We start from the raw sequence: 15,218 nt of genomic DNA, 5'->3' as shown, positions 1-15,218 counted from the left end.
CTGGTTGATATCTTGTGCCGAATGCCGCCGCCGTTGTGCCGCCTGGTGAGATACTTAGCTATTTAAATACAAAGAATTTATATCCAAGGAAATTCCATGCCAGTGCCGCCGCTGTCCCTAAGAGTGCGCCAATGTTGACCCAGACCTGAGCGCTCAGGACCTCGTAATTTAATATCGGTCTGAGATATGTAACAGACACTGCCGCAACTGCCACATTTATCAGCGCTCCAACTACGCTTATTATCATAAAAATGGAGAATTTCACCCCCTGACGCTCCGTTGACTTGTCCTTAAATGCCCAACGCTTATTGAAATAGTAGCTGCACGCCACCCCAAATAAAAATGAAATCCCCTTTTGCAGTGCGTATGGCGTTCCTGTCTTCATCCCCGTGATCACAGTCTCGATATTGAGTACGAGTAAGTCAACAAAGGTGTTTAGTACGCCTATTAAGGCAAAACTGATGAATTGCTTTATGTTTTTAGCGCCTGGCGCCACTGGGTATTCTCAGCAGGGAGGCCATTTTTATCGCCTCAGCAGTGCTGTCTCCTGATGCCGTACCACGCCACGCAATATCATAGGCCGTGCCATGCCCCGGTGAGGTTCTTATAAATGGCAGTCCCACTGTTATATTAACGCTCCTTTGAAATGCAGCCATTTTTAGAGGTATAAGACCCTGGTCATGATACATACAGACGACAATATCGACCTCGCCTTTGTATGCCTTATAAAAAATCGTATCCGGGGGATACGGGCCGCTAACCGGAATACCCTCCTGCCGGGCAGCCTCAACGGCTGGGGTAATCTCCTCTGCCTCCTCCATCCCGAACATCCCAGACTCACCGGCATGGGGATTCAGTCCTGCTACTGCAATGCGCGGCGTATCAATGCCAAGCATATAGGCGGCGCTTGCAGCGTGTCGTATTGCCCCTAAGACCCGCCCCCTTGTTATTAACTCCGGTACATTTCTAATGGCAGTGTGAATGGTTACAAGGATAACCCTAATCTGCCCGCCAACGAGCATCATGGCATAGTCATTTGTGGCGCTCAACTCTGCAAGCATCTCTGTGTGACCGGGGAAGTTGATGCCTCCCAGCTTGAGTGCCTCTTTGGAGATTGGAGCGGTGACAAGCGCCGCTGCCTCGCCCTTTAATATCAGCTCAACGGCACGGTTAATATATTGTGCCGAGGCCCACCCGCCAATAGCTGTAGGGATGCATTTTTGCCACGACAGCCCTTTGACAGCGCCAACATCTATTATGTTTAGTGTCCCCTTTTCAAATATTGCGTCTGAGACCGAATCGATTACCTGAAATGCTGGTTTTATCCCAATGAGCGCTGCTGCCTCTCTCAGCACTTCGGCATCACCGACAAAGACTACAGCCGCACCGTCGCCGTCAATCTGCATATAGGCCCTGAGGGCTGCCTCAGGGCCTATGCCCGCCGGGTCGCCCAGGGTCACTAGTATGCGTTTTTCTGAAGCGCTTATCATTGCCATTATTGCTGGGCCATTATTGCCGGTATATTAAGTATTGTTCCTTGTAGCGGGTAAATGTCTCAGTAAGATTAAGCGTTGCCCGTCCCACTGGATATGAGACACTGTCTACGGAGTTAACCGGCATAATCTCCATTACCGAATTGGTAACAAATACCTCGTCAGCCCTGTAGAGCGTAGCAGGGAAAAACTCACCCTCTACTGCTTTAAGCCCGGATTCACAGGCAAGCTCCAGCACCTGAGCGCGCATGACACCGTCCAGTATTCCACATCTTACGGACGGTGTATAGAGCATATCTTCTTTTACGAAAAATATATTCGATGTCGTACATTCGGCTAAGTAACCGTTTACGTTGCACATGATGGCCTCGTGAGCCGCACAATCATCGGCTGCTGTCTTTGCAAGGATGTTGTTTAAAAAGTTTAGTGACTTAATCATAGGATTAAGGGCAGCGGGCGGGGTTCGCATAATATTTGACGTAATGAGTTTAATGCCATGTTTATAATATTCCTCGGGGTAGTGCGTCAATGGCCTTGCTATAATAACAATCGCAGGCTGATTGCAATGAGATATGCTTGGGCCTATCGGTCCTATCCCTCTTGTGACTGACAGTCTGATTACGGCCTCTGTTAAGCCGTTAGCGCTCAGGGTGTCGTATATGGCCTCGTACAGGGATGCATCCGAATGTGGAAGGCTTAGTCTTATCATTGCAAGGGAGCGGAGAAGTCTCTTAATATGTTCATTTATTTTAAATACCACGCCATTGTATGTCCGCATAGTTTCAAAAACGCCATCGCCATATAAAAAACCGCGGTCAAACACTGAGACCATCGCCTCTGCCTCTGGAACAAGCTTATCGTTGAAGTATATCTTCATTAAATCTCAGCTCTGCCGATGGTATTATACACGCCTCTGCAGGTTTGTGCAATGAGTTTGCCAGAGGGCTGTAAACCCTCCGGCAGAGGCGCTAAGGTATGATTACTGGCAGATACTATTTACTGGCATTGTCTATTTTAGATATAAGTTCCATAAAAAACAAATGCATTCCGTACGGGGTCTCGTTCATAGGCTGTTGTTTTTCCACCATAGACGATGTCAATAGCAAGTCGGTAGAGTCTGCCATAAAAGTTAACATTGCCTTGATTTTGTCCAGTTCGTCGCTTGTCTGAGTGTTTTTTTGCATTTCCCCTCCATTTGATTTTATCTATGATATAATGTTAGCATAGTTAGTAATGTACACCATGTTTATATACTTTGTCAAGTGTATAAAGTGTATAAAGAGTGTGAATATTTTTTTGGGAGGTATTTTATGACGCAGGAAGAGCCGGCTAAAGACGAAAAGGTCGTTTTCTTTACGTCTCGATTACAACTAGACAAGATAGAGAACTTCAGATTTGACAATAGAATCGGCTCAAGGGCCGAGGCTATAAGAAACCTGATAGACATTGCAATAGAGACCGTGCGTGAAAAAAAAAAGACTTCTCAACCGTATGAATCAACTGCGTTAATGGCTGCAGAGCAGCAGAGAAAATATGAAGGCACGGTAAAAATGCCGAAAAAGAAAAAGTAAATGTATAAGGAGACAGAATATGTTGTTTAATGGAAGGGTATGGAAATTTGGAAGAGACATCGATACAGACGCGATTATTCCCGCAAGGTATTTAAACACCTCCGACCCGGAGGAACTCGCCAGACACGTCATGGAGGATGCGGACAAGGACTTCCCCCAAAAAGTTAAATCAGGGGATATTATAGTTGCTGCCGAGAACTTTGGCTGCGGTTCATCGAGGGAACATGCCCCTATTGCCATAAAGGCTGCCGGTGTTTCTGCGGTCGTGGCAAAGAGTTTTGCAAGGATTTTCTACAGGAATGCCTTTAATATCGGACTGCCGATTTTTGAATCCACAGGAGCGGCAGATGGAATTAAAGAAGGGGACGTCGTAGAGATAGACGCTGATAAGGGAGTAATAAAAAACAAGTCTACGAATGAAGAGTTCAAGGCCCAGCCAATCCCGCCGTTTATGCAGGAACTAATAAGCGCGGGCGGCCTTATAGAGTGGACAAAGAAGAAGATAAACTGCTGACATCTTTGAGGTGTAAACAAAAGGCGATGTCAGTAATCGCCTTTTGTTTTGGTCAGTTATTATTTAAGACCTAAGTCAGCTGCTGCTGCCTTTAACTCTGCCTCATTACCCTTAACCGCGTTCATCATAGGGCTTTTCGATTCTTGGGACGCCTTGATAAAATCGGCGGCAGTCTTAAACTTAGCCGTTACAGCGGCTTTGTCAGCTGCTGTTTTGCCGTTATGGCAGCCTGCGCACTTATCCCAGCCAGCAAAGGCCATCGATGCAAATCCCAACACTAAAACGAGAGTCAATGCTAATTTTTTCACTATTGATTCACCTCCTTCTGCGTAGATTTACCGTACTTGCATTAATATTGCCGCATATTATAACAATTCAATGACAGCAAATGCGACAACTATTTTACCTGTGGCGGCCCCCGCTGTATTGACAAATATAAAATAAAATGTTAAATTAGCCAATGTTGCTAATTTTATATAAATTAAATCTAAAACAGGGAGGAGGGGTATGAATGCCCATGATCAGCGTAAAGGACAGCGATTCCTTTGAACTTGCACTGAAACGCTTTAAAAAACAGTGCGAGAAAGAAGGTATACTGTCTGAGATCAAAAGACGAGAACATTATGAGAAGCCCAGTATAAAAAGGAAAAAGAAGATTATAGCAGCCCGTAAGAAGGCGGCTAAGCGTGTAGCGTTATCACAATAATGCATCACCCTTCCTCATCGTATCGCAACTCTATATGCTGCTGATTATAGAGCTGCGATATGGCTTTTTTTATTTCTGAGCTTGCTACCTGTCAAGTCAATACTAAAGGAGTGGAAGTCCATGACATTATCAGAAGTCTATAAAAGGGCGGTAAGACACGCTATAGAGAATGACCCGAGGGGTGAGGCCGCTATAGCACTTTATCTGGAGGACAGAAAAAGGCAGTTTGATGAGCTTAAAGAAAAAGACAAGGGCTTCTTCGACAAGGAATCTCTGTCCAATCCATACGCTGACACACGCATATTGAATGGTACAGGGGATGAAGAGGTTACCTCAGCGCTTGTTGGAATAGACATAGAGACCCCTGAAATACTGCTTGCTGATAATTTAAACACAAAGGGAAAACGAATTGATGCCATAATTGCCCACCACCCGGAGGGTATGCCATATGCAAACCTCCACGATGTAATGTCTATGCAGGCAGATATTTTAAGGACATTCGGTGTCCCTATAAACGTAGCTGAGAGCCTCATGGAAGGCCGCATAAGCGAGGTAAAGAGAAAGCTCATGCCAGTAAACACCGCACGGGCTGTAGATGCGGCAAGGCTGCTTGGTTTTCCATTTATGTGCATTCACACACCGGCAGACAATATGGTTGCTGCATATCTGCAAAGGCTTTTTGACAATAACAAGCCATATGCACTCAGCAATGTCATTGATATGCTCATGGAAATCGAGGAGTACAAAGACGCCGCGCGGTGTTTCTGCGCCCCTAACATTTTGCTTGGCGGACCTCAGAGAAAGGCCGGTAAGATATTTGTTGACATGACAGGCGGCACAGAAGGCTCAAAAGACCTCTTTCAGGTCTTTTCATCCAGTGGAATTAACACAATCGTAGGTATGCACCTAAGTGAAGAGCATAAAAAAGAAGCCGAAAAATATCACATAAATGTAGTCATCGCTGGACACATATCAAGCGACAACCTGGGAATGAATCTGTTGTTTGACAAAATATTTGCTGAGACAACTGTTGAGCTGACAGGCTGTTCCGGGTTCAGGCGCATCGCACGGCACAACGCTGTATAAACAATCTGAATGGACTTTCAGGGTATTCGTGAAGAGATAAAATCCCGCATAGACATAGTTGATGTAATCTCGGACTATGTCGGGCTGAAAAAATCAGGGACGCGCTATAAGGGCCTGTGCCCTTTTCATACCGAGAAAACACCATCTTTTGTGGTCAGCCCGGAAAAACAGGTGTTTTACTGTTTTGGCTGCGGCATGGGTGGGGACATCATCACCTTTGTTATGAAAGAAGAGGGGATGAGTTACAATGAGGCGATAAGAAAACTCTCCGAACGTGCCGGAATAAAACTGGAGATCAACCAAAACGTGCAGGAGAGGGAAGTACTCCTGCAAATCCACAGAGCAGCAGCAGCATTTTTCAAAGATCAGCTAAGGAAGTCTGAAAAGGCGCTGAAATATCTCCACACACGCGGCATTGGCAAAGAATCAATCGAACGGTTTTCAATAGGCGCTGCCCCTGAGGGGTGGGACACCCTGTTTCGTCATTTAAAAAAAGAAGGCTTTCAGGACAGGCACCTGCGGCTCTGCGGTGTAGTTGTATATAAGGAACATAGTCAATACGACCTCCACAGGGACAGGATAATGTTTCCGATACATAATTCCTCCGGTGATATTGTGGCATTTGGCGGCAGGGCGATAGAAAAAAATATTGAACCTAAATATTTAAATTCTCCTGAGACAATTATCTTTCAAAAGAAAAGGATTCTCTTTGGTCTCAACGCAGCAAAGGAGGGTGTCAAGGGCGCAAAGCATGTCAACATAGTTGAGGGCTATACCGACGTGGTTATGTGTCATCAGTACGGGTTTACAAACACGGTAGCGCCGCTTGGGACGGCATTGACAGAAGACCACACAAAGCTGCTTATGAGATTCACAAAGGAGGTCGTCGTAATATTTGACGGTGACGATGCGGGTGTCAGGGCGGCAAAGCGCGCCCTGCCTATAATACTCAAAGGCGGGCTTGCCGCCAGGGCACTGCTCCTGCCAGAGAAAAACGACCCGGACAGCTATCTCAAGACATATGGGGCAGGGGAATTTAAAGGCCTGCTCTCAAAGACACGCTCATATGTGGAATTCATGCTCACGAATGCAGGATATGGCGTTGACAATCTCAGGGAAATCTACGATACATTAGCCGCAGTAGAGGACACAGTGCTGCGCGCTCAACTGGTCACAGAGCTATCAAACAAGGCATCTATATCCGAGTCCGTACTCACTGAAAAATTAAAAAAAGTGTACAAGCCAATGCGTACCGCCCGGATTGTTAAGCAGCGGGGGAAGATGCTTGACGAGGAGATACTGCTTGGCATATATCTGAGCGTTCCGGACATTGCTGAGATGTTTAAACCTATGATGGACATGGATTTGCAGGGGCTGATGGAAAATGAATTAATAAAAAGGATATTTAAAGAATTTTTCAGCGGCACCACGGCTCCAACGATTGAAGGGCTGTCAAAAATATGCACCGAGGAGGAGGTTGCCTACATCACCGGCCTCATGGTAAACCCGAATGTCGATCCGAATATCGGACGGGAAAGCATAGAGAAAAACATTGAAGGCTGTATCAAAAATCTCAAAAAAAAATGGCTGAAGAAGAAGCTCGATGAAATTCAGGAGAAAATAAACAAGGCGTCACTTGCGAACAACATTGATGAGCTGGCCTTGCTTTTGCAGGAAAGCAAAAAATATAATAACGAAAAGCGCGGCCTTTTTTAGTCCCGTGCGCTCACCCCTAATGATTTAGAAATAATTGGAACGACTGAGGTTTATTTAAACTAATTACTTATGACATAATAAATATATGAAACTACTCCGGCTCTTATGTACTATATTACTAACCATATCAAGCAGCCTCTCATACGCAGGCGGTGATGATATCGCTGGTACTCCTTCTGTGGCTGACTATCCTATACAACCTGACTGCGATAATCATAGCATCGACTATACGCGCATACCGGCAACGTATGTGGATTATGAAAAAACAGAAGGTCCATACAGGGTAAATGGCAAATCTTTTACAATTTTTCTCAAGATGAAAAGAATAGCTTGCTCATCAGACCCATTTGACAAAAATGTTGAATATCTTGAGATCAGAGACGAAACTGGAGAGGTCCATTATTCTGAGTCGAACCCTATAAATATTATGAATCCATTATATATTTCCATCGATGCTTATGCCCTTGAAGGTGAACGGGGAGAGGGCTTGGTACTATCTTATTGGGAATGGCCGTCCGGACCTGGACACGGACATGACGTGAAATTGTTTACTACATATGAAGGAAGACTTGTGGAGTTATCTGGCAAAATAAATGTCATTAGAGGTATACACGACTCGCTGAAAAAAGGGAGCAATCCAAGCTCTGTGCGTCTGTTTGACGGTGATACGCTTGCATATAAAATACATAATAACTATTTTACTATAACAATCCCACTAAAGGTACCTCTGAATACTTCAGGCCGCGTAGTACCCGTTAAATGGGAAGGTATTTTTGAGATAGAGGCACACGGATACCCGATTACAGAGGAAACTTGTGCCAAACTCTATACACATCACGATGCCAGTTCGCCATCTAAGGCCGTTATCTTCGGCCCGCAGACAAAGATACAATACATACACGCATACACAAAGATTGATTCTGAGGAGTTTACTATAACTATCGATAAAAACAGGGCTGGTTTCTCCATGGATATCCGCATCTTTGACACGTGGTTAAAAGTGAAGATAGACGACATAGAGGGATGGGTTAAGGGAAAAAAACACTTTGAGGCCATAGGGCTTCCTATGTTCGGATAGGGAATACTTAAGTCTGGCACCGTTATCCGCCCCCTGCTCTCAGCCTTTGTTGCAGCTTTTACTTTGGCAAAGAAGGCAGACTGTCAGCAGGTAAGTCTTGTAAAAGAACCCCAAACTTTGTTATGCTTAAGCGTGAGGATAGCGCTGTGTCTAAACCAGAGATTCAAAAAGTAGGAAAGTATGATGTAAAAGAGGAACTAGGCCATGGGGCTATGGCGGTGGTGTATCGCGGCTATGACCCGTTTATCAACCGCGAAGTTGCCATAAAGATAACCGACACAGACAGGGGCAATGACAAGGACTCAGCAGCACACAGGCGCAGACTTTTCTTCAACGAGGCCCGCATTGCCGCAATGCTTGATCATCCCAACATTATTCACGTCCATGACGCGGGCATAGAGGGCAGCTACTGTTATCTCGTCATGGAATACGTCAAAGGGGCGAAGACCCTGAAAGAGTTTAACAAGAAAAATGAAATCCTGCCCGTGGAAAAGGTAATAGAGATAATATTTAAGTGTTGCAAGGCCCTCGACTATGCCCACAGCATGGGTGTAGTACACCGTGATATAAAGCCAAGCAACATAATGATGACCTCAGATATGGACGTAAAAATCGGGGATTTCAGCATAGCACAGATTATCAGCGCCGAAGTGACACAAATCGGGGGAATCATAGGTTCACCAAAGTACATGTCCCCGGAGCAGGTGAAAGAAGAGGAGATTACCAGCCAGACAGACCTGTTTTCACTTGGCTCGGTAATGTATGAGCTGCTGGCTCATGTGGTGCCGTTTGATTCCGAGAACGTATCAAGCCTTGTATTTAAAATAGTAAACGAAACACCGCTGCCAGTGTCTCATTATAACAAGGACATCCCGGAGGAACTGGAGCAGATCGTACAAAAGGCAATGGCAAAAGACCCGAGAAACCGTTATCCACGCGGACTGGACTTTGCCGCAGACCTCAGCAAGGTATACAGAAATCTCAAACGCCCTGTGGTAGATATAAAGGAACAGGCGAAATTCGAGCAGATGAAGAAATTAAACTTCTTCAGGGGCTTCTTCGACTCAGAGCTTACTGAGGTAATACGCGCCGGTGCGTGGGAACAATATGGCGTAGGTGAACATATAATAACTGAAGGCGATATTGACGACTCATTTTACGTGATCATATCAGGCGATGTGCTGGTGAAAAAAGGTGACAAGGCGATTGTCGCCTTAAAACCCGGCGATTGCTTTGGTGAAATGGGATACCTGGCAAAGACACAGCGTACTGCTGATATTGTGTCACTAACCCCTGTGTCACTGATAAAAGTAAGCGGCACACTCATAGAAAAGATGACCGTCCACTGCCAGCTGCGTTTTAACAGGATATTTTTAAGGACCCTTATTGCCAGGCTCTCAAAAACAAGCGAAGAGCTTGCAAAGTACCGGCCTCTTTAGGCAGAGATGAAAGACAAAACACAAAAGGCGCGCGTAATGGTAGTCGAGGACGAGGGGATTATCGCTATGGACATCAGGCGAACCCTTACAGATTTTGGATATACAGTTACGTCAGTGTCCGCGACTGCTGAGGAGGCGGTAAAACGCTCTCAAACAGACAAGGCTGATGTCGTGCTGATGGATGTAGTGCTTGGCGGGCCAATGGACGGCATCGAAGCGGCAGAGATAATACGTTCTACCTCAGGCACACCTGTTATATTTTTGACCTCGTACTCGGACGAATACATATTGGAAAGGGCAAAGATAACAGAACCATTCGGCTATCTCCTTAAGCCGTTTCGTGACAGAGAACTCTATGTGACAATAGAAATGGCTCTTTACAAGGATAAAATGCAGCGGCAGCTCAGGCAGAGCCATGACTGGTTTTCCACCACCCTGATGAGCATAGGAGATGGCGTAATCACTACAGATGCTGAGGGACACGTTACATTTATTAATAAAGCGGCAGCAAGGCTTGCCGGCCTTAAGGAAGAAGAAGTCATAGGATTTCCGATAGGACAACTGATAACGCTTAAGGACGAAAGCGCACAAGAGGCCGCCAATGACTTTGAAGACGTCCTCATCCCCATCATCGGTGCAAAAACCCCCATTAGTTTAACTAACCACTTACTGATAACAAATACCGGCAAGGCCATTGCGGTAAGCATGACCACAGCCACTATTCAGGATGAAAAGGGAAATATACTTGGCGCTGCCATCACGTTTCAGGACCAGACAAAACGCAGGGAGCTGGAGAATCAACTCCGCCACATGGTGCTGACTGACAGTATGACAGAACTTAACAATCGCCGTGGATTTTATATACTCGCAGAACACCAGCTCAAACTCGCCAAGAGATTTAACAAAGAGGTCGCCATAGTCTTTATTGACGTAGATGGTCTTAAACGTATAAATGACACACTGGGCCATTTAGTGGGAGACAGCGCAATCATGGATACGGCGCTTATACTACAGGATACATTCAGGCAGTCCGACATAATAGGCCGCATAGGGGGCGACGAGTTCGTTGTATTAATTACAGAAACACTTGGCATAACAGAAGAAGAGGTTAAACAGAGGCTGCAAACCACAACGGCCATATACAATGAGCGCAAGGGCAGTCCATACAAGATATCCCTGAGCATTGGATATGTGCTGTACAGCCCAAAGAGTGATTTGACCATAGATGCCTTGATGCAAGCGGCAGACCAGTTGATGTATGAGCATAAGCTCAGGAAACATACTAACGAATCGTCAGATCAGGAGAGACAGCACAATGAATGACAAAAAACCCCTTGCAGCAGTTGTGATGGGCAGTGACAGTGACCTGCCCGTAATGAAAAAAGCCGCAGAGGTATTAAAGGAAATGGGCGTAAGCTATGAGATGAAAATAAGTTCAGCACACCGGATGCCAGAAGAAACTGCCCAGTTCGCCAGGACAGCAAGACAGCGGGGTATAGAGGTAATCATAGCGGGCGCCGGGATGGCCGCTCATCTAGCCGGTGCTATTGCCGCCCATACAACGCTTCCCGTTATCGGAGTGCCGCTTAAATCAGGAGAGTTAAACGGTGTTGACGCCCTATACTCAACGGTGCAGATGCCTTCCGGCATACCAGTAGCCACGGTTGCCATAAACGGCGCTGCAAACGCTGCATATCTGGCATGTTCGATTCTCTCCATTAAGTACCCTGAGATAAAATCTGCCCTCGATGCTAAAAGAGAAAAGACCAGAGAAAATCTTATTAAAAAATCAGATGCCGTCTGCAATGAATAAATAGTTTTGAAAATATAAGGAGACCATCATGGTAAAACGCATTTGTGTCGCACAGCTCTTGAGCCTCCTGCTGTGTTTACCTGCATATGCCGAGTACAAGACACTCACCGGGCCAGATGGGGTAAAGTACGAAGGTGAATTTAAAGATGGCGTACCAAACGGGCCGGGCACTGCTACCAGACCAGATGGAGGGACTTATGTCGGTGAGTTTAAAAATGGCCTGCCAGACGGTCAGGGTACATCAACCACTCCTGAAGGGCTAAAGTACACCGGTGAGTTTAAAAAAGGTGTGCCAGATGGTCAGGGCATAGCAGCTTTACCCGGCGGAGGGAAGTATGAAGGTGAGTTTAAAGACGGTAAACCAAACGGTCAGGGCACTATGACTTATCCCGATGGAGGGAAATACACCGGAGAATTCAAGGACGGTAAGCCAAATGGTCAGGGCACAGCTACCGGACCGGACGGCGGGACATTTGTTGGGGGATTTAAAGATGGCAAACCAGACGGTCGGGGCACTGCAACAACACCGGGCGGGAAAACGCAAACAGGAAACTATAAGGACGGCAAATATGTTTCACCACTGGTGAAGTAGACAGGCATGGATAATGATGAGCTATGTCCGCACCTGAAAACCAGCAGACTGAATGAATCTACTCAATATTGTTACCGTCGTACACCATATACGTGAAAGTAATTGAGGACTTTTCATTGTTGTTGATTTTCTGGGAAAGAATAAGTACAGTGTACACGTAACAGTAGGTGCAGGCATTGCAGTTACATGCGGTTGGCGATACGGTTGGCCCTACAACCGCTTGAGTGTTTATGATCTTTGTATAAACCGTATAAGCCGGGGTATTTGTGCGTGCATCGTTGAATACGGCCGTTATATCTGGAGATGCCGAGGCGTCAGTGCTGGTTGCAGTGGCATATGTGCCGCAAACCGCACCCCATTGATAGTACGTAGTTCCCGAGCCGCCGCATGAAGTAGCAGTGGAAGGACCAGTATCACACGTCGCAGTATTGAGTTTCGTTGCAAGGCAACTGGGATAGGTGGCAGAGAGCGAGCCATAGTCGGGGGCAGTACTAGATGTATTGGGATAACTCTTCAATAAATTCATAGCCACGTCTGAGCCGCCCTTGGCGGCAGAGTGCGTACTGGTGTAGCTCTGATACCCGCCGGCAATCTTAGAGCCGACAGTAGCCATGAAAAGCATGGCGCCGCTCAGGGCCAGCGCAACCATAGACAGAACCGTTGTGACTACAAGAATAAAGCCCTTTTCATCACGTACTTTCCCAAACACATTCTTAGAAGAAAATCTCATTCGTAGTTTCCCCCTAAAGAGTTTAATTTTACGTTTAACTTCATGAGCTTCCATCTGTAGTTAGCATAGTTGGACAGTGCCGAAAGATTATATGTCTTGAGAGTTATATCGCTGTCTCCTATGGTTATCGAATTGGCGCCGTATGTAAAGTTCGGGTCCATTTTCCCATCATGGGCAAGGACGAATACTTTTACCTGTTTCAAGTGTCGTCTTATGCTCATAGCGTTGTTTAGATAAGAGGTAGTTAAGTAGCATGGGTCGGTATTACAGCCAGGGTCGCTGGAGACATTACAAGGCGTCAAACTTGATGGAGTTGCAGATAAATTTGTAAATCTGCACCATGTCAGCGTACCTGTACAGCCATTGCCAAGAGTATCTGTACAGCCGGTGTCGATGCCCAGGGCTACCTGGAAATCTAAGACACAGTCCATGACGGGCTGTTCTACCCTCTGACCGTTTGCGTGGGAAAGGACAGACCTATAGAGTGTATATCCGCTGGGATGGCACTGCAGAGGGTAGGGATGCTGAGGGGCTGTCCCTGTACAGTTGCCTAGCTGAGGAGAGCAAGCCCTCTGAAGATAGTAATCTACGCGGTTGAATGGCATACGAAGCGTGGTAGTGGCATTTACCCCGTATATTACATAGAACTGACCGGCTGGCGGGCTTGCTGGCAGGGAGCTGAATTGAAAACCGCTGCTGACCAATTTACGGGTAGAGTTTACCGCTATTGCCCTATCAGTGGCACTGAGGTCCCATTTAGTATCGTTCCAGACGATGTAGTGGCCTGTGGCGTCAAGCATCGTCCACTTTTTGGTAACGGCCGTCCTGTCGGCTGTTATTGACTTGATGACTAAGACGTCTGAACCATTGGTGCTGGATGGGGTAGGATTGGTGTTATGGTCAAGGACTAAAGGGCGCGGCTCACAACTGCCTGTGGAGTCGTTGAGATTAGCCGGGTCTGGCGTAAACTGGTTAGGTGTATAGTTTGTGCTGCCGGTAGGCGTGAAGCTGACAGGGTACTCGTTATAAGCCGTAATCGTGGTACATGCGCCGACGCCTGTGCCTTCAGGCAGACCATAACCCGCCGATTCGAGATCGTATCTGAGCAGATCAAGGCTTAGGGTATTTTCTATCTGCGTTTCGGCAGTTTTGGTTTCCACCTTGAATGACCTTGTCAAGGTAGTAAAGGACGAAAAGATTGCCCCCATCATGATTGCAACAATAAACAATGACACAAGCAGTTCCGCAAGCGTAAAGCCCGCGCTGTTATGTACCGGTTTTATCAGTAGTGTTGTTCTCATCGCTATGACCCTACCAATGGACTTATTATAGTTTCGGCATTGTACGAACCAGTGTAACCACTGTTTGCCATGGTGCTAAAACAAGCGTAACCCGCTGGGTCAGCGGCGGTTGCTACAACATCGCCTAGCTGCCATATAACAGAAACGCTGACCTGCACACTGTTGCCTCTGGGTGTGACGTATCGGCATAAATAAAATGTAACATCTCTGTTGCTAAAGCGTTTCACGATTTGAACGGGTGCGGCTGTTGACAAGATAATAGTGGTTAAGGCTATTGACGGACGAACGAGACTCGTTTGATTGTCGAAATCCTGCTGACCTATTTTCATGGCTTCGCCTCTTACAGAATTTTTAAGGTTTATCGCATTGACATAAATCATAGTCTGAATCATCCCAAGTACCACTACCATCAGAATCAACATCGAGACCATTGATTCAATAAGGGTAAAGCCTTTGCCGTTTGAAAAAGGCATAAATGCCTTACTACTGTGGAATAAGCCCTTATTATTTAAGTACACATTCACCACTGTCGTACGCTCCATTTTGGTTTGTATCACACCATTTCCCCATTTTTATAGCATTAACACTTAAGACAATACAAGAAGACTCTGGAAAAGAAGAGTCAGTGCAAGTGGTTGACATATCTGCCGGCCTGCAGCAGTTTGTTGCCGAGACTGAGGAACAAAGAGTGTCCGCATACAGGTCTTTGCAGTTAGACACTGAAGAGAAGTCACAGTTAGGACATGGCGTGTACAGCTCTACAGGACTGGTTGTAGACAAAAAGCCCTTGTCATCAAAGGTTATGTCCGTAATTGCATTAAGCACCGCCAACGGGCCAAGCTGCGACAGCGTCGTGGTTCTTACTGTGGCATATCCGCCCGTATCCGTGATAGAGCCGTCACTATCTGAGTCACTGCGCATAGAGTAGCTTGTAAAGTTGAGATTAGCGGTAGCAGTAGCGGTCAAATAAATCCCATAGGCGTTTTTCTGAGATAAAGCGTTTGCCCGTGCTTCCGACAGGTCATTAAACAACTGTTTTGTCGAAGCCTCGGAATTAGTCTTCGCCTTTTGACCGGCGAACTGATAGACAAGCAGACCTATGAGTATCGCCAAAATCCCCATGACCACGAGAATTTCTACCAAAGAAAAGCCTTTATTGTCATTATTAGTAATCATGTT

19 protein-coding genes are annotated in these 15,218 nt (G+C 46.2%); 10 read left to right on the top strand and 9 right to left on the bottom strand.

Going from position 1 to position 15,218, the window contains the following annotated elements; all coding sequences use genetic code 11:
* Positions 1-58: 58 nt before the first annotated feature.
* The 4 genes from ASN18_RS07125 to ASN18_RS07110 form a co-directional block, all read right to left on the bottom strand.
* Positions 59-496, bottom strand: coding sequence for a GtrA family protein (locus tag ASN18_RS07125; RefSeq protein WP_085052049.1), 438 nt, complete (start codon positions 494-496; stop codon positions 59-61).
* Positions 480-1,496, bottom strand: coding sequence for a 4-hydroxythreonine-4-phosphate dehydrogenase PdxA (gene pdxA / locus ASN18_RS07120; protein WP_236861586.1), 1,017 nt, complete (start codon positions 1,494-1,496; stop codon positions 480-482). The genes ASN18_RS07125 and pdxA overlap by 17 nt, the downstream gene beginning before the upstream one ends.
* A gap of 13 nt (positions 1,497-1,509) precedes the next feature.
* On the bottom strand, positions 1,510-2,370 hold the full coding sequence (gene pabC, locus ASN18_RS07115) for an aminodeoxychorismate lyase (protein ID WP_085052048.1): 861 nt from the start codon (positions 2,368-2,370) through the stop codon (positions 1,510-1,512).
* A 115-nt stretch (positions 2,371-2,485) separates the two neighbouring features.
* Entirely contained in the window at positions 2,486-2,677 is a 192-nt protein-coding gene (locus ASN18_RS07110; protein ID WP_085052047.1) for a hypothetical protein, read from the bottom strand.
* A 126-nt stretch (positions 2,678-2,803) separates the two neighbouring features.
* On the opposite strand from ASN18_RS07110, the gene ASN18_RS07105 reads away from it, so the two are divergent.
* A complete protein-coding gene (locus tag ASN18_RS07105) occupies positions 2,804-3,064 on the top strand; it encodes a hypothetical protein (protein ID WP_085052046.1) in 261 nt (86 codons plus the stop codon).
* Between the two features lie 19 nt (positions 3,065-3,083).
* On the top strand, positions 3,084-3,578 hold the full coding sequence (leuD, locus tag ASN18_RS07100) for a 3-isopropylmalate dehydratase small subunit (protein WP_085052045.1): 495 nt from the start codon (positions 3,084-3,086) through the stop codon (positions 3,576-3,578).
* A 59-nt stretch (positions 3,579-3,637) separates the two neighbouring features.
* On the opposite strand, the gene ASN18_RS07095 is transcribed toward leuD, so the two are convergent.
* Positions 3,638-3,886, bottom strand: coding sequence for a hypothetical protein (locus ASN18_RS07095; protein WP_085052044.1), 249 nt, complete (start codon positions 3,884-3,886; stop codon positions 3,638-3,640).
* Positions 3,887-4,089: 203 nt separating this feature from the next.
* Between ASN18_RS07095 and rpsU the strand changes: the two genes are divergently transcribed.
* The 8 genes from rpsU (at position 4,090) to ASN18_RS07055 (ending at position 12,008) form a co-directional block, all read left to right on the top strand.
* Positions 4,090-4,284 carry a 30S ribosomal protein S21 gene (rpsU, locus tag ASN18_RS07090; RefSeq protein ID WP_085052043.1) on the top strand — a complete coding sequence of 65 codons (195 nt, stop codon included), beginning with the start codon at positions 4,090-4,092 and terminating at the stop codon, positions 4,282-4,284.
* A gap of 120 nt (positions 4,285-4,404) precedes the next feature.
* Positions 4,405-5,370: an NGG1p interacting factor NIF3 gene (locus ASN18_RS07085; RefSeq protein WP_085052042.1), complete on the top strand. Its 966-nt coding sequence runs from the start codon at positions 4,405-4,407 to the stop codon at positions 5,368-5,370.
* A 9-nt stretch (positions 5,371-5,379) separates the two neighbouring features.
* A complete protein-coding gene (dnaG, locus tag ASN18_RS07080) occupies positions 5,380-7,086 on the top strand; it encodes a DNA primase (protein WP_085052041.1) in 1,707 nt (568 codons plus the stop codon).
* Positions 7,087-7,171: 85 nt separating this feature from the next.
* On the top strand, positions 7,172-8,164 hold the full coding sequence (locus ASN18_RS07075; RefSeq protein ID WP_157072874.1) for a hypothetical protein: 993 nt from the start codon (positions 7,172-7,174) through the stop codon (positions 8,162-8,164).
* A 146-nt stretch (positions 8,165-8,310) separates the two neighbouring features.
* On the top strand, positions 8,311-9,603 hold the full coding sequence (locus tag ASN18_RS07070) for a serine/threonine-protein kinase (RefSeq protein WP_236861585.1): 1,293 nt from the start codon (positions 8,311-8,313) through the stop codon (positions 9,601-9,603).
* A gap of 6 nt (positions 9,604-9,609) precedes the next feature.
* Positions 9,610-10,926 carry a GGDEF domain-containing response regulator gene (locus ASN18_RS07065; RefSeq protein ID WP_085052038.1) on the top strand — a complete coding sequence of 439 codons (1,317 nt, stop codon included), beginning with the start codon at positions 9,610-9,612 and terminating at the stop codon, positions 10,924-10,926.
* Positions 10,919-11,416, top strand: coding sequence for a 5-(carboxyamino)imidazole ribonucleotide mutase (gene purE / locus ASN18_RS07060; protein WP_085052037.1), 498 nt, complete (start codon positions 10,919-10,921; stop codon positions 11,414-11,416). Before ASN18_RS07065 ends, purE begins: the two co-directional genes overlap by 8 nt.
* Positions 11,417-11,444: 28 nt before the next feature.
* Positions 11,445-12,008: an MORN repeat-containing protein gene (locus ASN18_RS07055; RefSeq protein ID WP_085052036.1), complete on the top strand. Its 564-nt coding sequence runs from the start codon at positions 11,445-11,447 to the stop codon at positions 12,006-12,008.
* Positions 12,009-12,066: 58 nt separating this feature from the next.
* Here the strand turns inward: ASN18_RS07055 and ASN18_RS07050 are convergent, their stop codons facing one another.
* Genes ASN18_RS07050 through ASN18_RS07035 form a run of 4 tightly spaced genes read right to left on the bottom strand, consistent with a single transcriptional unit; the run spans position 12,067 to position 15,215 of the window.
* A complete protein-coding gene (locus ASN18_RS07050; protein ID WP_085052035.1) occupies positions 12,067-12,738 on the bottom strand; it encodes a hypothetical protein in 672 nt (223 codons plus the stop codon).
* Positions 12,735-14,039: a PilW family protein gene (locus tag ASN18_RS07045; protein ID WP_085052034.1), complete on the bottom strand. Its 1,305-nt coding sequence runs from the start codon at positions 14,037-14,039 to the stop codon at positions 12,735-12,737. Before ASN18_RS07045 ends, ASN18_RS07050 begins: the two co-directional genes overlap by 4 nt.
* A 2-nt stretch (positions 14,040-14,041) precedes the next feature.
* On the bottom strand, positions 14,042-14,512 hold the full coding sequence (locus tag ASN18_RS07040; protein WP_236861584.1) for a type IV pilus modification PilV family protein: 471 nt from the start codon (positions 14,510-14,512) through the stop codon (positions 14,042-14,044).
* A gap of 31 nt (positions 14,513-14,543) precedes the next feature.
* Positions 14,544-15,215, bottom strand: a complete 672-nt coding sequence (locus ASN18_RS07035; protein WP_085052032.1) for a type II secretion system protein — start codon at positions 15,213-15,215, stop codon at positions 14,544-14,546.
* Positions 15,216-15,218 lie beyond the last annotated feature (3 nt).

Origin of the sequence: Candidatus Magnetominusculus xianensis, assembly GCA_001541255.1 — a bacterium.
Classification (GTDB): Bacteria; Nitrospirota; Thermodesulfovibrionia; order Thermodesulfovibrionales; family Magnetobacteriaceae; genus Magnetominusculus; species Magnetominusculus xianensis.
The sequence above is the reverse complement of the archived record's forward strand: the minus strand, read 5'-3'. Positions and strand labels throughout refer to the sequence as shown.